This is a genomic window from Mesorhizobium calcicola, assembly GCF_042682105.1.
GTDB lineage: Bacteria > Pseudomonadota > Alphaproteobacteria > Rhizobiales > Rhizobiaceae > Mesorhizobium > Mesorhizobium calcicola.
This window is the reverse complement of record NZ_JBHUGY010000016.1, coordinates 74,014-99,678: the sequence shown is the minus strand read 5'-3', so window position 1 is coordinate 99,678 and position 25,665 is coordinate 74,014. Positions and strand designations below refer to the sequence as shown.

Genomic DNA, 25,665 nt, shown 5'->3' with positions numbered 1-25,665 from the left:
TGGGAACAGAGCTGGCTCCGCAAAATCGGACAGTGGCATAAGTGGATTTTCTGCCTGAGATTGGCGAGGATTCTCGCCGGGAATCAGGAGTTGAGGTGACGAAGAGAAGCCGCCGGACGCATTCACCCGCATTCAAGGCGAAGGTGGCGTTGGGCGCGGTAAAGGGGGAGAAGACGCTTTCGGAGCTGGCGCAGCAGTTCGACGTCGAACCAGGTTACGACCTGGAAGAACCAATTGCTCGAAGGCGCCGCGGGCGTGTTCGGGCAGGACAAGGCGGCTTCGAGCGAGGCGCCGGTCGATTTGAAGGCGTTGCACGCCAAGATCGGTGAGCTGGCGCTGGAGAACGTTTTTTTGTCCGGCGCGCTCGGCAACGCCGGCCTGCTGAGCGCAAAGCGATGATCGACCGCGACCCCACTCTGCCTGTGGTGCGTCAGGCGAAGGTGCTGAAGCTGGCCTGCAGCACGGTCCACTACAAGCCTCGGCCGGTTTCGGCCGAGGACCTGGCGCGGATGCGTCGGCTCGACGAACTGCATCTCGATTACCCGTTCGCGGGAGCGCGGATGCTTCGATCGCTGCTACGGCGCGAAGGCGTTTCGGTCGGCCGCCGCCATGTGACGACGCTGATGAAACGCATGGGGATTTCGGCGATCTATCGTCGCCCGAACACGAGCAAGCCCGCGCCGGGTCACAAGGTCTATCCGTATCTGTTGCGGAGGCTGAAGATCGAGCGGCCGAACCATGTCTGGGCCATGGACATCAGCTACGTTCCGATGCGACGGGGCTTCGTCTATCTGGCGGCGGTCGTCGACGTCTTCAGCCGGCGCGTGCTCGCCCATCGCGTCTCGATCACGATGGAGGCGGCCTTTTGCGTCGACGCGCTCGAGGCGGCTCTGGCGAGATACGGCAGGCCACAGATCTTCAACACGGATCAGGGCAGCCAATTCACCAGCCTCGACTTCACGGGTGTGCTGCTGGACGCGAAGATCGCCATCAGCATGGACGGCAAAGGCGCCTGGCGCGACAATGTCTTTGTCGAGCGGCTCTGGCGGACGGTCAAGTACGAGGAGGTCTATCTGCGCGCCTACGACGGCGTGTCAGAAGCGCGTGCGTCGATCTCCAGATACTTGACCTTCTACAATGGAGGACGCCCACATTCGAGCCTTGACGGGCACACGCCCGACGAGGCTTCCTTCGGCGGGCACGCGATGGCGACGGTCGCATGATCGTCGCCGCGCGATTTTGCTGCAGCTCTGGTCGGGCTTCGCCCTTCCGACGCCGCAGCAAAATCGCAAAGCGCTGCGTTCACGTAACCCGGCAGGAAACCACTTAAATTCCGCAGGGCGCTGTCCAAACAAACGAAGCCAGCTCTGTATTATGCAGTGATCCCGCACACTGATTTGGTTTGGCGATGCATCGATCTCTAGGTTGTCGTTTGGTGCGACTGCTATGCGGAACTGGAGATCTGCACGGCCCCGACGGCCATGAAGCGGTTTGTTGGAAACCCAATCAAGGGCAGATAGGCATTGCCTGAAAAGCCCAGCACGTTCGAGCGCAGGCCAAGCCACTCCGCTACGAAACTTAGGGTCGCGCTAACAACACCGGCATCGCGCCAAGCCAAGCTTTCTCCATTCACATAGGCTGCATCGATTTTGGAAAGGTCTGCTATCAACCGAAGTGTGCAGCCTGATGCGATCCCCAATACCGCTTTCACCTGCTCTCTGTTGAGCTCGGCTGCCTGGGATGAGACGCAGAGTAAAGCCGCAGCGTGTCTCGTGGGCAGGTAAGCGCGTGCCGCACGATCGCTGTTCGACATCTGACAGATGATCTGGATGGCGTGCAATCCACCTGCGGAGGGTGAAATACGGTGTTCTAAAGGCACGCCGGCACGCCCGATCCCGCGAAATTCGCGAGTCCTGCACGCGTACCAAAGCAATGCTTCAATCTCTTGCCAGCTTACCGGCCCCCCAGTGGCAGACCGCCGCGACTCCATTACGTCTATAAATGACCGATCGCGCTGCTCTTCCGGCTTGGGAAGCTCACGTATCAACGCGCCTGCCGGCAACCAGGCAGACCAGTCACCTGGCTGCTCCCGGGGAGCAGCTTCTTCAGTGAGGCGTCCAGCCAAGAGCCGACCACGTGTTGTAATGCTTAACGCAACCCCTGCATTTGCCGCAGGCGTAATTCCCGACGTGACACGAGTGCGCCCAGGCGAGGGTCGCTTGGTCGATCTCGGATGTTCGCACCAGTTCGACCGCATCCAGCTCGATCGCCGGAGCTTCTACAGTGATGCCGCCTTCCTGGAGCGCCAGCAGCTTCGAGATATGCTCGACAAAATCGGGACGCCCGTCGGCGTGGACGCCGTCGGTGGCGAGGGCGCCGATAAGGAGGCGTTTAATCCCACTCTTCACCGCGGCCATGCCGGCGAGCGTAATCAGCAGCTGATTGCGGAATGGCCACCATTCCGACACTGGCGCGACCTCAGACGGCGCACGGCCCGCCATGTCCCCAGATCCTAGAGCCGAGCAATCGACGCGAATGACTTCGTGGGGGGTATTGAGGAGTCGCGCGACTTGGCCGGCGGCGACGATTTCAGCCTCAGCCGGCTTCTGCCCATAGTCGATGGTGATGGCAACGTCCGGGCGCTTCCACCAAGCGATGCTGACCGAGTCCATGCCTCCAGAGAGAAGCAATGCCGTCCTCATTTAGGCAGGCTCCATATCGCCTTGTAGATCGCGGTCACGAAGTCCTGAGCCACGATCGTCCCCGAGCCCACGAACATCTTTAGGTCTTCCTCCTTCTCGTTCTCCGCCAATGCCACGATCGGGATGCCTTTTTTTCTCGCGTACCCGACTTCGAATACGGTTCCGGGGTCCATGCCATTAAGTATTGCGAAGATGACGTCGCAGCCGTCCAAACCGATCAGATCCGCAGGAGCGACGACGTCGGCCTTGCCGGGTCCGATTTCATGTACGGGCGAGAAAACGTCTGCGCCGGCATCAATGAGTGCGAGCCTCGCCTCTTCGACCAGCCAGCGTTGTCCAAGGTCAAAGAAAGGTGCGGCAAGGTATATGCGTCCGGAGCCAGGCTTGATCGGTGTTGCCCTGGCGGACATCAAACCATCTGGAGTGGGAGGCGGAAGGGTTCGCGAGTTGCAGTACCAAGCGGTTGCGCGCGACGCCAAATCCGCGGCTTCGACCGGGTCCCTCCCCTCTATCGCCCACAAACCGGCAAACGTTGAGGAAAACACGTCGCCTGACCCGAGCTTCCAGACTGAATCCGATTCGTAGAGCGGAATCTGTTGTTGGTGGTCAGGCGTGAGGACCAATGCTCCCAGTGCGCCCATCTTCAAGACAACGACTTCGGCGCCGTCATTGTGAAACAGCCAATTGGCGCCGTCGCGCGGATTGTCGGTGCCGGTGATGGACCGCATCTCCAACCGGTTGAGAACCACACCGAGCCTAGCTGCCGACGAACCGTTTCGTCTGAACGGTTGGGCGTCGAACGCGGATTGAGGGTCGTATACTGCGATGTTCGCGGACACGACGACGTCTGATTCGATCATCCCGTAGCGGATGACGATACTGTTCTCGACCTTGATGTCTGGTAGTCTCTTCAGCAATGCCGGTGGCGGCGAGATAAGCGGTATCGAGAGCGTATGGACATAATCGAAAGTGACTGCCTGCTCGGTCCCCAGAAGATCCAGTTGCACGTCAGCGAGTTCTGCCTCAACAGCAATCCGATCGCTGAGCCGGCTGTTGGCGTAACCTCGTAATTGCACGCGGCCACTTGCAAGCTGCGCGATCGAAAACGCGGCGCGTCCTGCCGACCCGAAGATATGATCCCATTCGGGTTGCAGGCAACGCTCATGGTAGACACCGCCTGCAACGGTTACGTCGCGGCTCACACCGGGTAGACCCTGACCGTATAGACGCCGCCGGAGATCGACAGAATCTCAGCTTTATAGGGCACCGCCTGCTGGACGATGCAGTTGATCACCTGCAGATAGCCAACGAACGTGAGCGACCCGCCGAGGTTTCCGCGGGCATCCCGTACGACAAGCGTTGAAGAACTGCCTATGGCGACAACATCGACATCCAGAACGTCGCCGACGTTAAGCGGCCCAAGAACCGAAGGCTTCGGACTGTTCACGGGGGTCTGGTATTCGCGGCTGCATTGATCAAATCCGCCTCCGACAGCGGGACCGAGATCATTCCGTCCACTGCCTCCGCCGCCACCGCTCATGTCCAGTCCTCCTCGCTTAGTGCGGGAGGACTAGAGCCTGATTCGATACATTCATCAACGTTTGTAGGAGGCGCGGATGCACGCTTCGCATGATTTTCCACATTACGGCGTCAAGCATCGATGCTCGGACTCCAATTGCAGAGCTGAAATCCAGATATTTCTTCTCCAGTCCGAAATAATCGGTAGCTGGATTAGCATTTGCCGGGAAAACGCCTATTTGGCGGCAGGCGCGGATGATATGAACGTCGAGTATAGCAACGTCGTCGCTGCGTCGACGATTGCGAACTACCCATGATGCGGTCTTCGGACCGATCCCAGGCAGGGAACAAAGACTATCGCGCAGCTCTCTGTCATTCAACTGGGCCTCGTCAATCATCGGAACGCCTTCAAGGCATCCGTGCAGATAGCCGGCACGTTGCTTTGCGAAGCGGTATCGCACGGATCGTCCGAGGACTGATAGCGGTTCTGATAGCAATGCTTCCGCCTGGGCTAGAGACAGGCGAGGGCCGTTCGCGCGCATATAGGAGCGGACGCGATCATAGGCAGCAAGGCCAACCTCAGCAGGGGCGCCGTGCCCGCCAAGAAGGCACGCGACCACTTCCTCCGCGAGCGTTTCGCCAAGTCCGCTCTCGTCGGGCACGTCAAGCGCGTCCATCCAAACTTGAGTTGCCCAGAAAGCCGGGGTGAACACTGCTGTGAAATTCCCCCAGGGGACCGACGGCATGACCTCAGCATCGGCATCCGGCAGGTGCAGGAAGATCGGCTGCCCTTCCTTCAGCGAGATAACCTGTTGCATCTCTCGATTCCAATCTCTATTCATATAATTCATAGACAATTTTGATCAAAATGACAACGGAAAACACCACGCTGCTGAACGAGGTACGAGAGGCTATGGACCGGCTCGGTATAGGCCAGGTGCAGCTGGCATTGTCTTGTGGTTACACGCAATCGTACATCAGTAAAGTTTTGAATTTTCGTGTTAAAATGACCGTTAAGCTGGAGCGGAGGCTGACATCCTGGCTTTCAGTCCATTCCATGAAGGAAGCGGTTTCGAGTTCGGAGATCGATGCAATCGTTCGACGCCTCGCTGAGACAAGGCCGGAAAGAAGAATACATATAATGAATATTCTTCGCGGTCTGGCCGACATGTCGTGAGGGGCGTGGAGTCTATAGTCGCCGCCGTCGCATTGTGGCAACTTAGCCCCCAGCGACGTCAAGAAGCACTCTTTCCACACGATAGAGCCGTCGCTGCTGGTCCAGTTCGTACAAAAGGCGCTAAGGTGGCGGCCTCACATCTTCTCGTCGTGTCCATTTCCGAGCCAGCACAATGAACCGACTGCCATGCCTGATCGATCGAGCTACATGAGCGACCGCCCCTCTGCCTTCCGCAAGGATGCTGTGCTGGCGCGACTGGCTGAACAATTCAATGTCGCGCAATTCGTGAGTTTCGCACCGAAAGCCGGGGCTCCGATACAGCAGTTTGCCCGGCTCGCTGGGCTGCCGGCCGATCAGCACTTCGATACGCCGGCGGAGGCGATCGGGGCTCTCTATTTGAGGAGCGTCGAAGGCACACTCAACGTCCGGAGCTTCAACGAACACCGGCCTCAGAGTGCCGAGTTTCTTTACGGACTTTCCTCGCCACTTGATGTCGTGGCTGCGGTTGAGCGTCTCTCTGCCGCAGGCTGGTTCACGATTGTCAACGAGACTATTGATGTCAGCGATGGCGGAGTTTCGGGGGTGATCCTTGATGACATCGTTGAATTTGGTCCCGATGTTACGCCACGCGGGGTCGAGAAAGCGGGTTTCGCGACGCTACGCTCTGACTGGGCGCGCCGGCTGTTCGACATAGTCTACGGATTTGGTCCCGACTTCGCGTCAGCAAAATCTGCGCGCCTTGAGTTCAGCCTTCACCCCAAGCCGCGCGGCTATCGTCAATCCCATGTCATATATTGGGAATTCGGTGAGAACGAAGCCATGCATGCCGCTGACGTGGAGCCGAGATGGCCAAATGGCTTCTCCCGCCTGCTTGGAGACAAGGCGTACGGGTTGCTGATCGGTCATCTTGCCGGCGTGCCCGTGCCGCGGACGACAGTTATTTCTCGCCGGGTCGCTCCATTCTCGTTCGGCGAGAGCACGGGAACCCGCGAAATTTGGACACGGACATGTCCGACCGAACAGGTGCCGGGCCATTTCACGACTGTTCGAGGTTGGACTGACCCGTTCAAGCTCCTGAATGCGGAAGACCCTGATCATCGCGCAATTGCGTCAGTCATTGCGCAGGAAGGCGTCCCCGCGACCTGGTCGGGTGCTGCGATTTGCGACGCTGAGGGAAACCTCCACGTCGAGGGAGTTCTTGGCGCCGGCGACGCCTTCATGCTCGGCAAGAAGGCGCCTCAAGAACTTCCACCTGAAGTTCTGAGTGCAGTTGAAACTCTCTATCAACGAACTTCCGCTCAACTTGGTGCAGTGAGATTCGAATGGGCATATGACGGTCGCACCGCGTGGCTGCTGCAACTGCATAAGGGGCGCAGCGTTTCATCCGGTGCAACAATTGTCCCGGGAGAGGCTGCGGAATGGAAAAGTTTCGATGTTCGAGATGGCCTGGAAGCGCTACGAGTAGCTCTCACAATGATTCCGTTCGGCCATGGCCTGATACTGGAGGGGGAGGTCGGCCTGACAAGTCACATCGCGGATGTCGTCCGACAGGCCAGTGTGCCGACACGAATGCGTCTGGTTGCTGACCAAGACTCTAATTGACGCTTGCGTGAAATCGGAACATAATGAGAACACAATAAAAATATAAAGTATCCACAATGGTAAACAAAGGGAAACGAAGATGCTTTTGACCGCTATCGCAAACGCTCGTAAAGATGCTGAGTCGCAGCTCGGAACCTTGGATAGGGCTCTTCGCATGCGCTTCGAACGCCGCATGAGGGAAGAGACAGAGAACGATGGCAAAACCGCCAAAGAGCCCGTCAAAAACAGCGCCGAAAAGCAAGATTAAGCTCTACACGAGCAACGATGAAACCAGGGAAGTGGTCCGCGGCGGCGCGGACCCCCAAAATAAGGACTACCGGCACAATTACTCCCGAGATCACGGTCGGATCATTCACAGCGCCAGCTTCCGCCGTCAGCAGGGAAAGACACAGGTATTCCCCAGCCGCGAGTCCGATTTTTTCAGGAGCCGTCTGACACATTCGCTTGAAGTGGCCCAGATAGCCCAGGGAATAGCCGAGTTCATCAACTACACATACAAGACTACTTTGCCTGAACCGATTGACGTCAGGTTGTGTTTCGCCGCTGGTCTGGTTCACGACATTGGCCATCCGCCATTCGGTCACAACGGTGAAGGGGCGCTCGACAATGCGATGCTTGAATATGGCGGGTTTGAGGGCAATGCCCAAACCTTGCGAATTCTGACCAGGCTGGAGAAGAAGGTCAAATACGCCAAACCTCTCGATGGCGATGGAGATATAAGGGCCGGTCTAAATCTCTGCCATCGGACGCTGGCTTCTATCCTGAAGTACGACAACATGATCAAAGCCGTGCGCCCTGAAGGCTCAAAGGTCGAGAAGGGCTACTACGCTACGGAAAAAACGATCGTCGAGAACATCAAAAGCTCGGTAGTGGGCGACTTCAAACTGAAGCGCGGAAAAGAGTTCAAGTCGCTCGAATGCTCGATAATGGATCTGGCAGACGACATTGCATATTCCGTCTACGATCTTGAAGACTGCCTGAAGGTGGGGTTCCTCAGCCCTGCGAAGATCCTAGCGACCAAGGATGCGCTGTTGGACAAGGTGGCAGCGAGCGTATCGAAGCAGATCAAGGAGGACGTCAGCAAGGAAGATGTGCTCGACGTATTCTTCGATATCTTTGCCGGACTGTTCCAGGGCGAGCCCGATAACGATGAAAGTGGCGCGGGGGTAGATGTGACTGGGAGTCCGGATGGCGCTGGAATGCGCGACCACGAGGATCGCGACAGTCTGCAGCCAGCCGAGGCGGCCAGAAGACAGAAGCTGGAGGCCGAGCGGGAAGGATTCAAGCGATTTACCGCTGTTTATAAGACGTCCAGACTGATCAGTGATGACGGATACAACCGCACAGAGTTGTCGTCGCAGCTGGTGCACGAATTCATCTCGTCAGTGGAGCTGGATTACAACGAGCAATGTCCGCCTCTGAGCCAAGTGAAGCTGTCCAAAGGGCGATTGCGCCGGAAGGAAGTCTTGAAACAGTACACCTATGAGGCCGCTATCTATGCCCCGCGCGTGAAGCTGGGCGAATATCGAGGTTACGATGTTGTGACCGATCTTTTCGAAGCGCTGATGGCTGACAAGGGCGATATTCTGATGCCAGAGGACGTCAGAGAGCGTTTCAACAAGGCAGACAACATCACTGGTCGGGCCCGCGAAGTGTGCGATTTCGTGGCGGGGATGACGGATCGGTATGCCATTGAGTTCTGGGCGCGTTTGAAATCCGACTCAGCGGAAAGCATGTTCAAGCCGATCTGACAGAGACCGGCGAATTTCAGGACGAGCGGCTTTGACTTGCGCCGCCGAATAGGATTGACCGGCGTGCTTGGCGCTGGCCAACTTCATGGCCCACGTTCCGGCATCGAACTGGCTGATCGCTCACGTAGCAAACGACCTGGTACCGGACGGCCCCTGCCTCGTTCCGGTCTGGCCTGGGATTCTGGCGCCGTCTGAAGTTTTGATGGCCGGCGTTGCGTTGGTGCTTCTCGATCTTTTCATTAGCAGGTCGGATGGATGTTGATGGCTTTTCAAAAGCGCGTCTAAACGACGACAAGCGTTTGGTGCTTGTGGACGGAACAAAAAGGCGGCCTTTGCAGGCCGCCGAGTGTGGAGGATGTGTGCTTTAGAGCGAGGACGGGGCTTTTTCGATATCGCTGTGATCGGTCGGTGTTCGTTGCTGCTCCTGGATAAGTTCCTGGAGTTGGACGCCGTAGTGAGACCAGATGCTATCGGCGAGATCGTTGAGGAGCTCGAAGACAGCGAGCGCCTGTTCGGGTGTCCATTCGGGATTGATGAGGAAGTGGATACCACGACTGAGGCCGGACGGTTGAGGATCTGGTTTCATGCTGCGGGCACCTTTTCGCCGGAGGAGCGGCTGGTGCGTTTTTCGCGCTGTGCCTTTGATCGCTCGGCCGCTTCCTTGAAGCGGTAGGAATCGCCTTCGATGGAGATCACCTCGGATCGGTGCATGAGGCGGTCGACGAGGCTGACGACGCAGGCGGCATTGGGAAAGACCTCCGACCAATCAGCGAAGGGTCTGTTGGTGGTGATGATGGTTGAGCGTTTTTCGTAGCGCCGGCTGATGAGTTCGAACAGCAGGTCCGCATGACGGTTCGAGTAGGACAGATACCCGACCTCGTCGATCGCAAGAACGTCGGCGGCGGCGTAGTGGTGAAGGCGTCGGCGCAAGGCTGCGTCGCTGTCGAGGGCGGCGAGTTCGCCGAGCATCTCGCTGGCGGTTCGGAAGACGACGGTGTGACCGCAGATGAGCGCCTGGTGAGCGACATTGCGAGCAAGTGTCGATTTCCCGACGCCGTTGGGGCCGATAAAGACGATGTTGGCGGCATCGTTCATGAAGGACAGGGTCATCAGATCCTCGACGGCGGCGCGGTCGATGCGGCGAGGCCAGTGCCAGTCATAATCGGACAGTTGCTTGAAGTGGCCGAGCCTGGCGGCACGCGTGCGTCGCCGCATCGAACGGTCGGAGCGCTCCTCTTCTTCCCATTGAAGCACGGCGGCCAGCCAGTCCGCGTCAGCGATTTCGTCCCAATGGGTGATCAGGCCATTGAGGCGCAACGCCTTGGCCCGGTTGAGCAGGATGTCGGGATTATTCATCATCTTTGCCTCCAAGGGTCAGTTGGTCGTAGCTGTCGAGGCGATGCGGCCGTACCGTCGTATCCTTGCGCCGCACGTGTTCGGGCAGGCTCGTTTCGACCGGCGGCGGAGCACCGCGGGCGACCCGGCGGCGTTCCAGTACGTCGCGAACCGACCTCGAATGGGAGGCGCCGGCATGCAAAGCTTCCTCGACGGCGGCCTGCAGTTCCTGCGCGCCGTACAGGTCAAGCAGTTTCAGCAACGCGTTTGTGATCGCACCGATATTGGAGCCACGCTCGGCGGCCCGGATCATCAGGGTCTGGCAGGCCGGCACGGCGCGGGTCAGGCTGTTGAGGCCGCGATGCTGGCGCGCCTCGCGCTTGATTGCGACGAGTGCCTTGAGGTGCTGAGGGTCCTCGATCTGCTGGTCGCGATCATAGCTGCGACGGTGACTGGCGATCATCTTTGCGCCGTCGAAGACGCGGACCAGGCCGAGATCGGCGCGCACGCTGAGCGTGCGCCGGACATGAGCATGCGGTACCGAGTAATCGTTGAGGTCGAAGCGCACATAGGGCGTTTTGCCAACCTTGGCGGCGACCTGCTCCTCGACGGGGTATGGGTTGGCGGGCAGCGGCAGAAGCAGTGGCTGCTCTTGCGCAAACGCCTGGCGGACCGTCATCGTCCGGTCCTCGGGGCATGGCCGGTCGGCTGCCTGGTTGCGGCACCACTGTTCGGCCTGGGCGTTCAGATCGTCGAGATCGGTGAACTTGCGGGCGATGAAGAATGCTTCCCTTATATGCCGTATGGCGCGCTCGACGCGGCCTTTTTCGTTGCCCCGGGCAACCGCGACAGGACGTGGCTCGAACCGATAGAAGCCGGCGAAGGCAAGCAGCGTCGGATGGAAGCGGATCGCATCGCCCTGGCGCTCGAGCACCGCACTCTTGAGATTGTCGTAGAGCAGGACCCTGGGCAGCCCGCACCATGTGTTGAACGCGCCGACGTGACCGCGCAGGAAGTTTTCCATGCGCGCGTCGAGGAAGAAGCGCAGGTAGATGTCGCGTGAGTAAGAAAGCACCATCACGAACGCCATGAGCGGCCGGCGGGCGTTGCCGATCTCGATGTGACCGAAGTGGGCCCAGTCGACCTGTCCCTGCTCGCCCGGCAATGTGCGCAGCCGCAGGAACGCCTCGGCCGGCTTGCGGGGACGGTGCAGGGCGACCAGGTGCCGAAAGTGCGTCGGCAAGCCCCGGTAGCCGCGCTCGCGCACCATCGCATAAAGGCGGCTGGCGGTCAGCGAGGGGAACTTTTCCAGCGTCTGCTCAATGAATGGAAGATACGGGTCAATGATTGAGGCTCTCTGCAGCGGCTTGTGCCGGGGCAATCCCGCCTGGGCCAGAACGCGATGCACCGTCGTGTGATGGACATGCAATTGCCTGGCGATGGTGCCGCAGCGCCACTTCTCGGCGTGATACAGGCGCAGGATCTGCGCTTCCAGTTCGGGGCTGATGGTCATGATACGGGCTCTCCGTCTGCGTAGTCAGCTTCACGGGCATAACGAGGCCCCCGGCGACGCACGAAGCCGGTGCGAACGAACGGCGACAGTCGACAGTCGCAGCGCCGACAGCACGGCGTGGGCATGACCGATGTCGTCGCCCGCCCGGCGACGTCAGCAAAAGCAGCGACGACATCGTTCGAGGGACTGACCAGTAGTGAACCGGCAGGAGATGCAGGTGGAGAATGATGCGTCACTTTATTGTGCCGAGCCCGATATCGTCGGGCCCGGACCGCATGAGCCAGGCGTCCCCGGCGGCTGCGCTGATAACGTCGCCCCGCCTCGCGCACACTCTCGCGGCGGGCAGCACGGGCGCAGTCCTGGCCGCAGTAGCGCTGTCCCCGGTCGCAGCTGCGGCAGATCGTTACCTGCGAACGGCAGCGGCCGCACAGAAAGAAGCGGCCCGTGAGCATCCGCGACGATCCTTTCGGAGCGCCGCTGGGAGTTCGGGGAAAAGGTCGACGGAATGCGCTGACAATGCGATAATGCAGTCGCGCACCGTCAGTGGAGCGTGACACCGAGCCCGGACTTGCCAGTTGAGATCGGTGTTACGCCGGATTGTTTCTGCGGCGCTGATTACCCGCAGATCTACCACAAGGCACGCGCATGGCGGGGTACGTCGAAAGCCGCCTCAGGGCGGCTGGAGACGTGCCCCGCGTCTATCCCTTCAACCTCCCATGATCAGCACCGCGCCGCAAAGGCGGCCGCCCGCTACAGCGCTAGTTGAAGAGCGCGCGGGCGGCCGCCTTTGCTCTTCCAGCGCTTCAGATCTTGTCGTCGTTTATCAGCGGGTTTCGACCGTCTTCGACAGATGGATCTGGGCGCTCCCCGCGCGATCGTCGTCGGAGCGGATGGCGGAGAAAAAACGGCCGGCTTTGCTTCCTTAGGACACCTGCAGCGATAAGCGCTACGATTTTAGCGACCGCCCCGGTTTGATTGAGTAGTTCCATTCAGGATGGAACTGATCGCTTGTGATGTCGAGGCGCTTCATCTCGGCATTGCTGACCTTGATACCCTTCTGGTAGCTGCGCGTGTCGAGTGCGCTCTCGACTTTGAGACCGGCCTTTGTCGAGGTGGCGCCGATCAGTTCGACCACTGCTATGCGATCCGTGAGTGGCCGGCCGCGCCAGTTCTGCGTGATGTGGCAGAACAGCGAACAGCCGATGCTCAACCTTGTTCCACTTCGATGTGACCGGCGGATAGTGGTGGACGCGGATCACCAGCACCGTCTCGTCGGCAAGCCTTTGCAGCTCGACCTTCCAGAGCCGCACGCGCGCACCGTTCGAGCCAGCAACGGATCGATTGCACGGCGAACTCGGCCATATCGCTCGTGATCCCGATGCTGACGAAGCCGGCGTTGGCGCTCACGTCGTCCTTGCCGAGCTTCTTGTCCTCGAAGTCGTGCACGTTCACGCGGTGCGGGTCGCCTTTCGGGCGATAATCGGTTCCGCCATTCTTGAAGTTGCCGACGAGCTCATTCTTCTTGGTTTCGACCGAGATGACGGGCTGGCCCGCCGCTTGCGCCGCGATGACCTTGGCGTTGATGTGCTCGAACTGGGCGTTGCAGTGGGGATGCTTGGAGCCTTCTTCCGCCTTGCGGTTGGACTGGCGCGAGAAACCGAGCTCGGTGAGCAGTTTGCGCACGCTGTTGGGGCTGATCGCGTGGCCCATGTCAACGAGCGCCGACGCCAGCTTGTCGCGGCTCTTCGACACCCACAGCAGCGGACGCTCCGGATCGCCCTGCGTCGCGGGGCTCGACGAGGCGCGCGAGGTCGGCGAGCAACGTCACATCACGCTCGCTCAGCGGCCGCGGGCCGCCGCCTTGCCGATCGACAAACCTATCCCCTTGGCCCAGCCAGAAGTACTCGTGTGGAAAGGCGATTACCGGTTTCGTTCAAAACAGAAGACCCCAGCTGCTGCCGGCAATGGCTCAACTCACGTCGTCAGCGCGGACCGCGGCATCCATTGTTTCGCCTTGAGCGGAGGAACGCTCCCTTCTAATCGCGTCACAGGATTCGGTGAAGGCGACGTCCAGTAGAAAACTGAGTGTTTCCAGCCCGTGGGAGGCCGCCATCTGGCGCAGTTCGTCGAGCCGGCATATGATAGAGCCAAGTACGTCCACGCAGTCTTTTGTTTGCTCCTGGCCCGTCACTCCCGCCTCGCCGGTTGAACTGTGTGGTCGTGCAGCTAGCAGGCTTGCGTCGACGGTCGGTGGAACTGGGGACGTGCTGGCGCAAGTTAGTCTGCGGCCAAAGGAGTTCCTGCGGTTCCGGTTCATGTCCTCTCCCTCAGTTCAGATGCCTGCTACAATTCCGGTTGGCTGGCATGTCCAGGCCAATGTCGAGGATGGGAGCGCTGTGGGTAAGCCAGCCGACCGAGATAAGGTCGACGCCGGTCGCCGCAATTGCCGAAGCCGTTTTCGGTGTCACCCGACCCGACGCCTCGGTGATAGCCCGGCCGCCGACCATCGCCACGGCCTGGCCAAGATCCTCGAGGGACATGTTATCGAGCAGTACGGCGTCGACGCTCGCCTGAAGCGCCATCTCGAGTTGGTCAAGCGTGTCGACCTCGACCTCGATCTTCACCATGTGGCCAATCGCGCCGCGCGCGCGCTCGATTGCGGTGCGGATGTCGCCGGCAACGGCGATGTGGTTGTCCTTGATGAGCACGGCGTCGTCGAGTGCGAAGCGGTGATTGGCGCCGCCGCCAGCGCGCACCGCATATTTTTCCAGAGCACGTAGGCCGGGTGTCGTCTTTCGTGTGCACACGATCTTTGCGTTATGACCGCGTACCGCATCCACCAGCGCGGCGGTAGCCGTCGCAATGCCGCTCAGCCTGGAGAGGAAATTGAGCGCCGTCCGCTCGGCCGTTAGCAGGCTGCGCGCCGGCCCGTTTACCATCGCGATGGTTTCTCCGGCCGACACTTTGCCACCCTCGGGACACCGCAACTGTATGCTGATCCCAGGATCGACCAGCAGGAAGGCAAACATGACCAGATCGAGCCCGGCAACAACGCCAGCCTGCCTGGCATTCAACGCAAACGTCGCCTTGCAATCGGCTGGGATGATTGCGTCGCTCGTAATGTCGCCAGCTCTGCCCAGATCTTCCAGGAGGGCACTGCGCACGATGGGTTCCATGATGATCTGGGGAAGCGGTGCAAGTGAAGTCATATCAACAGCTCCGTTCGGATGCTTGCCAGCTGAGCGCGACGGCATTCTCAAAGGCTGTGCAGAGCGTCAGTCGCGAGGGGAGGGCGGCAGCACCGCGCCCGGGGAAATCGGATCGGTGGTGCGAGCCGCGGCTCTCCTCACGTCGAAGCGCCGCAATCGAGATCAACATCGCCACCAGTCCCGGGTCGGCCGCCGCCGTCTCGCCAACGGCGATCGGCAGCAGAGCCGCCACGGCCTGGCGTAGCCCCTTGCCATTGCGGATGATACCAAGCGCATTCGAGACGACTTGGCGTAGGGGTGAAGGGTCAGGTCGCAAGGGACCGGCTGAAGGAAGCCTGGGCCACTGCCAGCCGGCGCAAGTGCCACCGACGCTTGCCGCTACCCACGCGGCTGTTGCGACCGCCTCGGCAAGCGAGTTGCTGGCCAGCCGGTTGGCGCCGTGCAGCCCGGTGCATGTAACTTCGCCGCATGCCCACAGGCCGGAGACGGAACTGCGCCCTTCAGCGTCAACGGCCACGCCACCCATGTGATAGTGCGCGGCCGGGCGTACCGGGATCGGCTCGATGGCGGGATCGATGCCGGCCTGCCGGCAAGCCGCGTCGATCGCCGGAAAGCGTCTGGCGAATTTCTGGCCGAGGCATTGCCGGGCGTCGAGATAGACACGACGTCCCACGGTGAGCTGACAGGAGATGGCCCGCGCGACCACGTCACGCGAGGCGAGCTCGGCGCCGGGCGTATTGGCAAGGAAGCGCTGACCGTGTTCGTCGACGAGCACTGCACCTTCGCCGCGTACGGCTTCGCTTACAAGCGGCATTGGTCGGCGGGGGCTGTCGAGGGCGGTCGGATGGAACTGCACGAATTCAAGATCGGCAAGCTCGGCGCCTGCGCAGGCAGCCAGCGCCAGACCATGCCCGAATGAGCCAAGTGGGTTCGTTGTATCGTTGAATAGGCCGCCGATGCCGCCGGTCGCAAGCACCACGCGTCGCGTCGGCAGTGCGAAGGTACCGCTATGTCGGGCCGCCAACACGCCCACAATGCCGCCCTCCGCAACCACGAGGCGAAGGGCTGTCACGCCTTCCAGGATCGTGATCGAACGTGTCCGCCGGATCGCGGCGAGGAGCGTGCGGAACAACTCGCGGCCGGTGGCGTCGCCGGCGGCGTGCACGATCCGGCGGCGCGAATGCGCCGCCTCGAGGCCGAGCCGCAGTTTCCCATCCAACGCACGGTCGAAAGGAGCACCCAGACGAATGAGATGGTCGATTGCGTTAGGTAGGGCCTCGACCACCCGCCTGGCCATCGTTTCGTCGCAAAGCCCATCGCCGGCGGCAAGCGTATCGGTGAGGTGCAGTTCGGGGCTGTCGTCTTCGCCGACGCTCGCCGCGAGCCCGCCCTGGGCCAGCGTGCTGGAGGCGTCCGTTCCAAGCGGGGTCGTGGAGAGAAGGACGACTGGTTGCGGCGCCAGATGAAGCGCCGTCACCAGGCCGGCAACGCCCGCGCCGATGATTACTGGCGCCCCGCCAATGTCACGCATCTCTTGCGTCATACGAAGAGCATGCGCTCCACAGCCCAACGGGCCCGCTCAGCAACATGGGGATCGATCGTGACGACGTGACGGTTTTCTTCGAGCGCGCTGCGGATGTTGGCGAGCGTGATGCGCTTCATGTGCGGGCACAGGTTGCAGGGGCGTACAAACTCGATTTCCGGATGTTCGACGGCAATGTTGTCACTCATCGAGCACTCCGTCATGAGCATCACACGCGCTGGCTTGTGCTGTCCGACGTAGTCCGACATCGCCGCCGTCGAGCCAGCGAAGTCTGCCTCCGCCACGACCTCCGGTGGACATTCAGGGTGAGCAAGCACCGTTACGCCGGGATAGGCCTCGCGCAGCTCTTGAATGTCGGACGCTGCGAAGCGCTCATGCACCTCGCACCGTCCCTTCCAGGCAATGATCTCGACTTTTGTCTGCGCGGCGATGTTTCTCGCCAGATATTCGTCGGGCAACATGATCACGCGAGGCGCGCCGAGCGACTTCACCACCGCCAGCGCATTCCCCGAGGTGCAGCAAATGTCGGACTCAGCCTTCACGGCGGCGGACGTATTTACATAGGTGACAACCGGAACTCCCGGATAACGCTCACGCATCAACCGCACGTCCCATGCCGTGATCGAGTCGGCCAGCGAGCAGCCGGCGCCGAGATCCGGGATGAGTACTGTCTTGTCGGGATTGAGCAGCTTGGCCGTCTCAGCCATGAAATGCACGCCTGCGAGCACGATGACTTGCGCCTCGACCGTCATTGCCTTGCGGGCGAGAGCCAGGCTGTCGCCGACGATGTCGGCCACGCAATGAAAGATCTCCGGCGTCTGATAGTTGTGGGCCAGGATGACGGCGTTGCGTTGGCGCTTCAGCCCCAGGATTGCGTCGATGTCGTCGCTGAAGGCCGACCATTCGATTGACGGAATCACGCGGCTGACGCGATCGTATAGGGAGGTGGCCGTAGGTAACGCCCGCGTCATCGGCGCCTCCAATTATAGTCAATCTGGTTATAAGGGGGATATTTCTACACCGACTATAAGGATGTCAAGACCGCGCCAGCGGCAATTTTGTCCCAGCTATGACCGTCTCGTCGAGAATGGCATGACGGAAGCGATAAAGCTTGGCGGGCCGCCCGCCGGTTTCCGTGGTGGTCTCGCCTGTTTCCTCGACTAGCTCCTGCTGCTCGATCAGGCGGCGGAAATTCGGCTTGTTAACGAGCCTGCCGGCGAGCGCCTCCACGGTTCGCTGCAGCTGTAGAAGCGTGAAAACCGGCGCCATCAGCTCGAACACGACGGGCCTGTATTTGATTTTGGAGCGCAACCGCGCAATACCTGTTGCCAGGATGCGGCGATGATCGGCGACCATCGATCTGCCCGGCATCGGGGCGAGGGCACCCGCATGCTGCCCGCCGCGAGCCGCCTCTTCAATCAACGCAGCCTCATAGAGCAGCTCATAGCGTTGAAGAACGAGCTCCTCGTTCCAGCCCAGATCGTCGAAGCCGAAAGCGACTGCTGCCCGCCGCTGGCGCTCGCGACGCGCCTCGACCTCTGGCGCGCCTTGCGCCCATTCGATCAGACGGGGGCGCAGAACATCCAGCACCACCGGCGGCGTGCCGGAGCGATGGTCCTCCCACGGGAAGTAATCGTACCAGCTCCCCCAGCAGGGCTTGGCCGAGTCTCTGGCATATTCTTGCCGGGTGAGTGCGAGATAGCTGATCGAAATCACACGTTGCGGGTTTTCGGCGCCGATCCTGTCGCGGTCGGCGAATGTGTAGAGCTGCTCGATGTAACCAAGCGGCTGACCGGTTTGCTGTTCGACCCATGCCCGAAGGCCCGATTGTAGCGAGCGGTGATCGAACTCGAACGGGTCCGACGGAAGTGCATTGGCCTGCCCGATGGTGAGAACGCAAGGGTGCCCATCGGTGACCGCGACCACGACAGCGATCAGATCCGCCTTGACGTCGTTGGCCTTGCGTCCGGCGCGGGCTTTTCTGGTGTCTTTTGCGTCCATGTTCCCCAAAATGGTCGCAACCCCGCCGCGAAGGAACTCAATCGATTTAATCAATCTTTATCATGCCTGCCGGAGCGTCAACACCACCAATTGCGTGATTTTAGCTCTTCCCAGCTGCACCAATGGGCTTCAAACGCGACACCGGCCGGCGGTAACGTGAGGGAAGGCACCTTCGAGCGCGGTCGGGACGCAATGCCATCACGCCTCCGGATATTCGTTCCCGCAGGCGCGGAACGCCACTGGTTGGCCTGCGGGCAGGGCGAGCGCGAAGCTGGTTGATTGCGCGCCGCGAGACATCGTTCTTGTCGGTGACAGCGTCGGCATCGTGCTGCTTGGCCCGCCAGCCACCCTCGGCGTTACGCCGTAACATGATGATCATGCATGCTTGGCGCCGGGAGCAGGCTAAAAACGAGCACTGACGGCAGTCGACTTGCCTTTCGACCCCCAGCACGAGGTGCCAAGCATGCTTTCCATAATGCTGCCCGGCTGATGGCGGGGACCGGCTGCGCGGCCGTCCAGCTCGAGCGCTGGCGAGCCGATGGCCCATCCGCTTGCTCGGTGCGCGGAAAACTGCACGGCGATGCCGGCTTGACGTTGGTCAACGCGCTCTGGTCGCTTTCCGCGCGCCGACCCGGACGGTTCGCTTCGCCTCAACCACCAGCTCCCGAACAGCCGACCGCTGCGGTGTGACCATTGCGATTGTCGAACGCCGGGGCGGTGTCGCGGCCGTGACCTTTGCCGCTGACGAACCCAATCGCTCGTTCCTGCTCGCCGCCGAGCGCTATGAACAGGCGCTTCAACTCATGGCGACCTGTTTCCATATTCACATTCGTCGCAAGCTTGTTACCGATCGAGTGATAAGTGGTATTGCGCTGACGCTGCGGGAATATGAGTGCATGCAATGGGCGGCGCGCCGCAAGTCAGCGTGGGAGACCGGCCGTATCCTGGGCGTCAAGCGCCGTTCAGCCGCGTATCATCTGGACAATGCCAGGAAGAAGCTCGGCGTGCGCACAGTCATGCAAGCCGTGATGCAGCTTTCGGCTTCCAACAACGATCTTTTCTGACAAGCAGCTTTACCCTGTACAGTTGCACAGGATGCTTCGTGCCGAAGGTTCGCCTCCAATGCCAGGGTGATCCCTTTAAGGAGGCCCAGCGTGATTCAGCTTGTTACACCCGATTGCTATGGCGACTTTGTCGACGAACTTCATGAAATGCACCGCTTGCGTTACCGCGTCTTCAAGGAGCGGCTGGACTGGCAGGTGCCGACGAACGGCCGCTACGAGATCGATTGCTTCGATTCCTTGAAACCGAACTATCTCCTTTTGCGCGGTTTCGGCGGTGCTGTCGAGGGATGCGCGCGGCTGCTTCCGTCGACCGGACCCACCATGCTGGGCAACACTTTTGCCGAGCTGTTGGAAGGCAAGGCAGCGCCCAGCGAGCCGGATATCTGGGAAAGCAGCCGCTTTGCCCTCGATCTTCAGCCATCGACCCCCAAGGGCGCCGGCGGCGTGGCTGTCGCCACCTACGAACTCTTCGCCGGCATCATCGAATTCGGCCTGTCATGCAGTCTCGAGCGAATTGTCACGGTCACCGATCTGCGCATGGAGCGCATCCTGCGCCGCGCCGGCTGGCCGCTTGAGCGGATCGGCGAACCGCACGCGATCGGCCTAACCCGCGCGGTGGCCGGATATCTCGACGTCTCGGCCGAGACGCTTGGTTCCGTTCGGCGCAATGGCGGTTTCCATGGGCCGGTTCTGTGGGCGCCAATAGCCTGCGGCGCGATGTGATGCCTGGTCGGTTTGTCCGTGGGGCTTGTCCATGAGGTCGGTGGAGGACACCGGAGCCGACTGGCCGGACTGGTGCGATGATAGGGCGTACCAGCATACGTTTCGTCTGACGCGGCGAGAGTGGGCCTGGGAGTTCTTGCGGCGCAATCCGGCATTCCGCAACGATCTGGCCAAGGCACTGGAGGGGGCCGAATGGCTGGGCAGTCCAAGGTCGCTCGACATCATCGCGTCGCGCGCCGACCTGACGCGGTGGGGCGTTTTGTTTCGCGGACTCCTTGCGGCCTGATGCGCGTGTATTCTGGTGTCCACGCCAATGTCCCTACGTCTTGCCGATCACCGCCGAACCGGCATCTTCCTCGGCCGCGCCGCCCGCTTTCGATCTGACGGCGCCGCCATGTCGTGCCACGGTGCTTTTGGCAGGCAACGGCCGCCAGCACGTTCTGTTGCGCCCTGCTGAGCGACATCTTCAGCTCGCGGTTTCAGGTGCGACAGTCGCTCAGCGCGTGCGCCTGCAGGTCGACGCGATCTGGCCGGCCGGGCAGGCGAAGCATCGGCTATGGGCACTTGAATGCCTCAACAGCCTGGCGATGCGCGGACGGCTGCCGAATACCCTGTTTCGTGCGGAGGCGCGTGGCCGACGTCTCCGCTTCGTCCTTCGTGCGCTCGATGGGTCGCTGTCGGGGGCAACGCACCGGGTCATCGCCGAAGCCCTGCTTGGCCAAGCGCGCGTCAGGGCCGATTGGGCAGATCCGCGCGATCATCTGCGCGACCTGATCCGTCGCGCCATACGCCGCGGCCATGCCCTCATGAACGATGGATACAAGGACCTGCTCACTTGAAAATGCGGTGTGGCGCACCCGAGCAAATGGTCAGCTGCCGAACATTGCCTTGTAGCCCGTCCTCACCATCCAGTTTGCACGTCGCAGATGACTGTCAAGCGACTTTAGGGCTCGCTCCGGTTCGCATACCGGATCGAGGCCGAGAATGACTTGCGCCATCTCTTCCTTGCTTGCGTTGTCGGCCGATGCATCCAGCAGCCGCATGTAGATCGTGAAATGCTCCCTGTCGTAGGCCGTGAGACTGTCCGACCAGGGGACTTCGTCGATAACGGGTTCATTAGGCTCGAGGCGCGATCTGTTTCCCAATTCTCTCTCTCGGTTTGTACGATCGCGCGTCCGCCCTGACGCCCGGTCAATATCCTAAAACGGGATACTCCGAAACTGGGATTAGTCGGCGAGCCGGTTCCTTCATGGCCGGTTCGCAAAATGCCGAAATCCCTTCGATCATCTCGCCAGCGCCAGATGCTGAAACAGCTGATTGCGGCGCGAAAGAACAAGGGCCTGACCCAGCTCCAGGTTGCGCAGGCGCTGGGCCGCCCACAGTCCTTCGTCGCAAAGTATGAGGGCGGTGAACGTCGTTTGGACGTCATTGAGTTTTTAGAACTAGCGGAGATTCTGGAGGTCGATCCCTGCCAGCTGCTGGCACAGGTTCCTCGTTCTCGCCACCGATAGGTCACGATAAGGGGAGCTTCAGCGAGAAACGTCCTCAAGTCGAATCCTTCAACAAGGCGTCCGGCGGGCCGAGACCGCAGGATCTGCTTCGCGATGGACCGAGCCCGATCTGCTTTGCCGGCTCCGGGCGGTCTCGGCCGCCCACCTTCCCCTCGCGGCCATGAGCAGGACCTGACGCAAGAGGAACTGGCTGCGCGCGCGCTGAGTTTGACCCAGGTTGACGATCTGAGCCGTTCGCTCGTCCCGTTTGATCAAAATAGCAGCGTAATCGTCGTTGTTGAAATGAGTGAATCGAGTTGGTTGGCGGCGGGACAGGTTCCCGGCATTGAACGCTTGCCTCTGAAAAAGTTGGAGCCTGATCCTATTGCTTTGCTGCGGCTGGTGGAGCGGTGGCGTGACGAGGCGGTCAAGGTGGGCAATGCAATCGAACGGATTGCGCTGGCCTTCGAGGCCGGGCGCGATGGGTTCTGGCTGGCGCGGTGGCTGGAGAGGCGCGGCATCGAGGTGCACGTCGTCCATTCGACTAGCGTCGCGGTGTCGCGCGAACATCGTCGGGCGAAGACCGATCGGTTGGACACGGCGATGCTGATGCGCGTCTTCCTGGGCTGGCTACGCGGCGAGCGTGGGCATTGCGGGATGGTCGCAGTTCCGACGCTCGAGGAAGAGGATGCCAGGCGTCCAAGCCGTGAGCGGGAAAGTCTGGTCAGCGAGCGCACGCGGATCATCAACCGCATGAAGGCGATCCTGGCGTGGCTCGGGATCCGCAGCTTCAATCCCAAATTGCGAAAGGCAGTACAGCGCCTTGACGGGCTGCGGACACCGGACGGTCTGCCACTGCTACCCAATACGATCGATGAACTCCGGCGCGACATGGCCCGGCTCGCCATGGTCTGCGAGCAAATCAAAGCGATCGAGAAGGCCCGCCTTGCGCGTCTCGAACAGGAGCCGGCGGCGGGGCCGCACGCGATGGTGCGTCTCATCGCCAGCATTATCGGCATCGGCATCGAGACAGCAGACATGCTGGTTCAGGAGGTGCTCTCCCGCAATCTTCGCGACCGGCGGGCTGTGGCGCGCTATGCCGGCCTGACCGGCGCGCCCGACGAAAGTGGCTCTAAGCGGCGCCAGAAGGGACTGGCGAAGGCAGGTAACGCCCGCGTCCGTCGCGGCCTGATCCAGCTTGCTTGGCGCTTTCTGCGGTTCCAGAAGGATAGCGCTCTGGCCCAATGGTACCGGGCGCGAACGGAAGGTCCGACCGCCGCACGCAAAACGAAGATGATCGTAGCGCTCGCCCGCAAGTTGCTCATAGCCTTGTGTTTAGTCCCGGCATTTTGCTGGAGCGGATTTAGCTTGAAGCGTTGTTGTTCTGTGGCCCAAGCTTCGCAGATGAACTGGTAAGGCGTGAGGCCGTTGAGGGTCTTCAGCCTACGAGCGAAGTTGTAGGCGGAGACGAAGTCTGCAAGGTGCTGGCGAAGCTGATCGTGGCTCTCGTAGTAGGTGGCATCCTTGATAGTCCGGTTCATTCTTTCGACCTGGCCGTTATCCGGTATGTGATCTGCGGTGCCTATTCGTCCTGCTGTTTCTTTGTTTGGAACGGCCTTATGGTGAGCCCATCCGGGACCTGGGGCACCGGGAGCACGAAGGTGCGGGCAGGCCGTCTTTAGACCGTTGGCTGAGAGCCCGAGCTCGTTACATGGCCGCCCCTCGCGACTTTCCCGGATGCGCTGCGAGCGCGGATCAGTAGATGTCGTGTTGCCCGCCAGCTCCCGTTCTTGACCGAGCCAGAAAGGAGGCAACAGGCATGTGCATCATCGGACTGGATATCCACCGCGCCTTCGCCGAGGCGGTGGCGTGGGAGGACGGCAGGCTCAGGCGGCTGGGCCGTGTCGACATGCGGCGCGACTGCTAGAGGCGTTTGCCGCAAAGCTGGCGCCGAGCGACATCGTGGTGATAGAGGCCACTGCCAACGCGTCCTCGGCCGCCGCGGTTGTCGCGCCGCACGTACAGAAGTGGTGATCGCAAACCCGAAGCAGGTGCGCATCATTGCCTATGCCAAGATCAAGACGGATACGATCGATGCCGGCGTTCTGGCGACAGCAGGCTTCCTGCCAGAAGTCTGGATTCCGGACGAGCCGACACAGGCGCTGCGCCGGCAAGTGACGCGGCGCAATCAGATCGTCAGGCAAAGATCGCGGTTGAAGAATGTCATCCAGTCGATCCTTCATAGCCACCTCATCCCGTCCTGCCCGCATGCCGACCTGTGAGGCGCCAGTGGCGGTTGCCGCGCAAAGCAATAAATCTCTCGCCAGGTTATTGCGATACTCGTCCAACATGAGGTCTAGTCAGGCTTCCGTCAGATACCACGAGTATGATGATACCCTCAGCGTGCAATGCGACAGGAATGACCGTGCGCAATTGTATTTTCATTTGCACTCGGGGTTGGCTATGACGGGTATTGGTCGACGTGGTGGCTTGTACAGTGGGCAAGTCAGAGCTGGGGGCGCGCAGGACATAGGGGGGGCCCGCGGTCCTGCCTCTGGACAAGGTGGCCAACAGTTCAATTCACTCATGGAGCGGATGCGTTCCGACCATGAAAATCCAGAGGGCGGACCCGTCCGCACCAGTGATATCCTGCGGGACGCGTCTCCTCATCCATCAGTTGGCGCACGCGGGAGGCGGCGCGGGTTGGATAGGGAGGAAGGCTGGTCGCATTTCGAGGATGAACCCTGGCGCGGCGATCAGGTGGCGGAGGGCTCGCAAAGGGGCGAGCGCCCGCCTCAGCGACAGGATCGTGGCGCATTCAATCGGGAAGAAGGCCCCTCGCGTTTCGGGGATGAGCCCTGGCGCCGCGAGCGCCCGCCCCAGCGACAGGATCGTGGCGCACCCTATCGGGAAGAAAGCTCTTCCCGCTCTGATGGCGAGCATTGGCGCGGCGATCGGGCGGCCGGAGACTCGCAAAGGGGCGAGCTCCCGCCCCAGCGACAGGATCGTGGCGCACCCTATCGGGAAGAAAGCTCTTCCCGCTCTGATAGCGAGCATTGGCGCGGCGATCGGGCGGCCGAGGGCTCGCAAAGGGGCGAGCGCCCGCCTCAGCGACAGGATCGTGGCGCATTCAATCGGGAAGAAGGCCCCTCGCGTTTCGGGGATGAACCCTGGCGCCGCGAGCGCCCGCCCCAGCGACAGGATCGTGGCGCACCCTATCGGGAAGAAAGCTCTTCCCGCTCTGATGGCGAGCATTGGCGCGGCGATCGGGCGGCCGGAGACTCGCAAAGGGGCGAGCTCCCGCCCCAGCGACAGGATCGTGGCGCACCCTATCGGGAAGAAAGCTCTTCCCGCTCTGATAGCGAGCATTGGCGCGGCGATCGGGCGGCCGAGGGCTCGCAAAGGGGCGAGCTCCCGCCTCAGCGACAGGATCGTGGCGCATTCAATCGGGAAGAAGGCCCCTCGCGTTTCGGGGATGAACCCTGGCGCCGCGAGCGCCCGCCTCAGCGACAGGATCGTGGCGCACCCTATCGGGAAGAAAGCTCTTCCCGCTCTGATGGCGAGCATTGGCGCGGCGATCGGGCGGCCGAGGGCTCGCAAAGGGGCGAGCGCCCGCCTCAGCGACAGGATCGTGGCGCACCCTATCGGGAAGAAAGCTCCTCCCGCTCTGGTGGCGAGCATTGGCGCGGCGATCGGGCGGCCGAGGGCTCGCAATGGGCTGAGCGCCCGCCTCAGCGACAGGATCGTCGCGCACTCTATCGGGAAGAAGGCTCCTCGCGCTCTGATAGCGAGCATTGGCGCGGCGATCGGGCGGCCGGAGACTCGCAAGCAAGCATGCGCCAGCGCAATCAGGCGGCCGAGAGCTCGCAATCGGGCGCGCTTCCGCAGCCAAGGCAATCCGCAAGCGACCTGGGTCCTGGACTTGGAAAGCGGCGCGTAGACGACGTAGCCGCGCAGAGCCACGCCAGCTTTGAGCGACCTGATCCACAGTATTCAGGCGAGTTGCATGCAGCACTAAGAGGAATTGCTAACGCGCG

Annotated in this window: 21 protein-coding genes and 5 pseudogenes; 10 read left to right on the top strand and 16 right to left on the bottom strand. The window is 61.2% G+C overall.

The window, feature by feature from the left end:
- Positions 1-95: 95 nt before the first annotated feature.
- Positions 96-1,223, top strand: a pseudogene (locus tag ACFSQT_RS08850) (IS3 family transposase).
- Between the two features lie 221 nt (positions 1,224-1,444).
- Here ACFSQT_RS08850 and ACFSQT_RS08845 read toward each other — a convergent pair.
- Genes ACFSQT_RS08845 through ACFSQT_RS08825 form a run of 5 tightly spaced genes read right to left on the bottom strand, consistent with a single transcriptional unit; the run spans position 1,445 to position 5,038 of the window.
- On the bottom strand, positions 1,445-2,047 hold the full coding sequence (locus ACFSQT_RS08845; protein ID WP_379018034.1) for a nitroreductase family protein: 603 nt from the start codon (positions 2,045-2,047) through the stop codon (positions 1,445-1,447).
- A 58-nt stretch (positions 2,048-2,105) separates the two neighbouring features.
- The gene (locus ACFSQT_RS08840; RefSeq protein ID WP_095090276.1) at positions 2,106-2,702 is read right to left on the bottom strand and encodes a 7-cyano-7-deazaguanine synthase; all 597 of its coding nucleotides are present in this window, start codon (positions 2,700-2,702) and stop codon (positions 2,106-2,108) included.
- Positions 2,699-3,904 (bottom strand): PfkB family carbohydrate kinase, encoded by a 1,206-nt coding sequence (locus ACFSQT_RS08835; protein ID WP_095090275.1) that lies wholly within the window; start codon positions 3,902-3,904, stop codon positions 2,699-2,701. The genes ACFSQT_RS08840 and ACFSQT_RS08835 overlap by 4 nt, the downstream gene beginning before the upstream one ends.
- Positions 3,901-4,242, bottom strand: a complete 342-nt coding sequence (locus ACFSQT_RS08830) for a hypothetical protein (protein ID WP_143748887.1) — start codon at positions 4,240-4,242, stop codon at positions 3,901-3,903. Before ACFSQT_RS08830 ends, ACFSQT_RS08835 begins: the two co-directional genes overlap by 4 nt.
- Before the next feature lie 16 nt (positions 4,243-4,258).
- Entirely contained in the window at positions 4,259-5,038 is a 780-nt protein-coding gene (locus tag ACFSQT_RS08825) for an endonuclease III domain-containing protein (RefSeq protein ID WP_245331281.1), read from the bottom strand.
- A 566-nt stretch (positions 5,039-5,604) separates the two neighbouring features.
- Between ACFSQT_RS08825 and ACFSQT_RS08820 the strand changes: the two genes are divergently transcribed.
- A complete protein-coding gene (locus ACFSQT_RS08820; protein ID WP_167392320.1) occupies positions 5,605-6,999 on the top strand; it encodes a hypothetical protein in 1,395 nt (464 codons plus the stop codon).
- Positions 7,000-7,193: 194 nt separating this feature from the next.
- Complete coding sequence (gene dgt / locus ACFSQT_RS08815) at positions 7,194-8,750, top strand: dGTP triphosphohydrolase (protein ID WP_095090270.1); 1,557 nt, start codon at positions 7,194-7,196, stop codon at positions 8,748-8,750.
- Between the two features lie 364 nt (positions 8,751-9,114).
- Here dgt and ACFSQT_RS08810 read toward each other — a convergent pair whose 3' ends face one another.
- The 8 genes and pseudogenes from ACFSQT_RS08810 to ACFSQT_RS08765 all read right to left on the bottom strand — a co-directional run bounded on the left by ACFSQT_RS08810 (position 9,115) and on the right by ACFSQT_RS08765 (position 18,351).
- Positions 9,115-9,336, bottom strand: a complete 222-nt coding sequence (locus ACFSQT_RS08810; RefSeq protein ID WP_095085189.1) for a hypothetical protein — start codon at positions 9,334-9,336, stop codon at positions 9,115-9,117.
- Entirely contained in the window at positions 9,333-10,109 is a 777-nt protein-coding gene (gene istB / locus ACFSQT_RS08805; protein WP_206073656.1) for an IS21-like element helper ATPase IstB, read from the bottom strand. Before istB ends, ACFSQT_RS08810 begins: the two co-directional genes overlap by 4 nt.
- Positions 10,099-11,598: an IS21 family transposase gene (gene istA, locus ACFSQT_RS08800; protein WP_095085188.1), complete on the bottom strand. Its 1,500-nt coding sequence runs from the start codon at positions 11,596-11,598 to the stop codon at positions 10,099-10,101. Before istA ends, istB begins: the two co-directional genes overlap by 11 nt.
- A gap of 946 nt (positions 11,599-12,544) precedes the next feature.
- A pseudogene (locus tag ACFSQT_RS39785) lies at positions 12,545-13,471 on the bottom strand (ISAzo13-like element transposase-related protein); the annotation flags it as partial.
- A gap of 454 nt (positions 13,472-13,925) precedes the next feature.
- Complete coding sequence (nadC, locus tag ACFSQT_RS08780) at positions 13,926-14,807, bottom strand: carboxylating nicotinate-nucleotide diphosphorylase (RefSeq protein WP_095090266.1); 882 nt, start codon at positions 14,805-14,807, stop codon at positions 13,926-13,928.
- A 1-nt stretch (position 14,808) separates the two neighbouring features.
- Positions 14,809-16,350 (bottom strand): L-aspartate oxidase, encoded by a 1,542-nt coding sequence (locus tag ACFSQT_RS08775; protein WP_095090265.1) that lies wholly within the window; start codon positions 16,348-16,350, stop codon positions 14,809-14,811.
- Positions 16,347-17,321 (bottom strand): quinolinate synthase NadA, encoded by a 975-nt coding sequence (gene nadA, locus ACFSQT_RS08770; protein WP_095090264.1) that lies wholly within the window; start codon positions 17,319-17,321, stop codon positions 16,347-16,349. Before nadA ends, ACFSQT_RS08775 begins: the two co-directional genes overlap by 4 nt.
- A gap of 64 nt (positions 17,322-17,385) precedes the next feature.
- Complete coding sequence (locus ACFSQT_RS08765; protein ID WP_095090263.1) at positions 17,386-18,351, bottom strand: NUDIX hydrolase; 966 nt, start codon at positions 18,349-18,351, stop codon at positions 17,386-17,388.
- A 680-nt stretch (positions 18,352-19,031) separates the two neighbouring features.
- On the opposite strand from ACFSQT_RS08765, the pseudogene ACFSQT_RS08760 reads away from it, so the two are divergent.
- From ACFSQT_RS08760 to ACFSQT_RS08745, 4 genes and pseudogenes are all read left to right on the top strand, one after another.
- Positions 19,032-19,415: pseudogene (locus tag ACFSQT_RS08760) on the top strand (helix-turn-helix transcriptional regulator); the annotation flags it as partial.
- A 90-nt stretch (positions 19,416-19,505) separates the two neighbouring features.
- The gene (locus tag ACFSQT_RS08755) at positions 19,506-20,138 is read left to right on the top strand and encodes an acyl-homoserine-lactone synthase (protein ID WP_378924216.1); all 633 of its coding nucleotides are present in this window, start codon (positions 19,506-19,508) and stop codon (positions 20,136-20,138) included.
- Positions 20,139-20,169: 31 nt separating this feature from the next.
- A complete protein-coding gene (locus tag ACFSQT_RS08750; RefSeq protein ID WP_143748885.1) occupies positions 20,170-20,424 on the top strand; it encodes a transcriptional regulator domain-containing protein in 255 nt (84 codons plus the stop codon).
- Positions 20,425-20,464: 40 nt separating this feature from the next.
- Positions 20,465-20,977: a DUF2285 domain-containing protein gene (locus ACFSQT_RS08745; RefSeq protein ID WP_245331279.1), complete on the top strand. Its 513-nt coding sequence runs from the start codon at positions 20,465-20,467 to the stop codon at positions 20,975-20,977.
- A 30-nt stretch (positions 20,978-21,007) separates the two neighbouring features.
- On the opposite strand, the gene ACFSQT_RS08740 is transcribed toward ACFSQT_RS08745, so the two are convergent.
- A complete protein-coding gene (locus ACFSQT_RS08740) occupies positions 21,008-21,283 on the bottom strand; it encodes a DNA -binding domain-containing protein (protein ID WP_095090259.1) in 276 nt (91 codons plus the stop codon).
- Positions 21,284-21,403: 120 nt separating this feature from the next.
- Between ACFSQT_RS08740 and ACFSQT_RS08735 the strand changes: the two genes are divergently transcribed.
- Entirely contained in the window at positions 21,404-21,649 is a 246-nt protein-coding gene (locus ACFSQT_RS08735; RefSeq protein ID WP_095090258.1) for a helix-turn-helix domain-containing protein, read from the top strand.
- Between the two features lie 207 nt (positions 21,650-21,856).
- Positions 21,857-23,044 carry an IS110 family RNA-guided transposase gene (locus ACFSQT_RS08730; RefSeq protein ID WP_245331278.1) on the top strand — a complete coding sequence of 396 codons (1,188 nt, stop codon included), beginning with the start codon at positions 21,857-21,859 and terminating at the stop codon, positions 23,042-23,044.
- Here the strand turns inward: ACFSQT_RS08730 and ACFSQT_RS08725 are convergent.
- Positions 22,987-23,217 (bottom strand): annotated as a pseudogene (locus tag ACFSQT_RS08725) (integrase core domain-containing protein); the annotation flags it as partial. The gene ACFSQT_RS08730 and the pseudogene ACFSQT_RS08725 sit on opposite strands and share 58 nt — an antisense overlap.
- A gap of 230 nt (positions 23,218-23,447) precedes the next feature.
- On the opposite strand from ACFSQT_RS08725, the pseudogene ACFSQT_RS08720 reads away from it, so the two are divergent.
- Positions 23,448-23,907: pseudogene (locus tag ACFSQT_RS08720) on the top strand (IS110 family transposase); the annotation flags it as partial.
- Between the two features lie 394 nt (positions 23,908-24,301).
- On the opposite strand, the gene ACFSQT_RS08715 reads toward ACFSQT_RS08720, so the two are convergent.
- The gene (locus tag ACFSQT_RS08715) at positions 24,302-25,423 is read right to left on the bottom strand and encodes a hypothetical protein (protein ID WP_379018033.1); all 1,122 of its coding nucleotides are present in this window, start codon (positions 25,421-25,423) and stop codon (positions 24,302-24,304) included.
- Positions 25,424-25,665 lie beyond the last annotated feature (242 nt).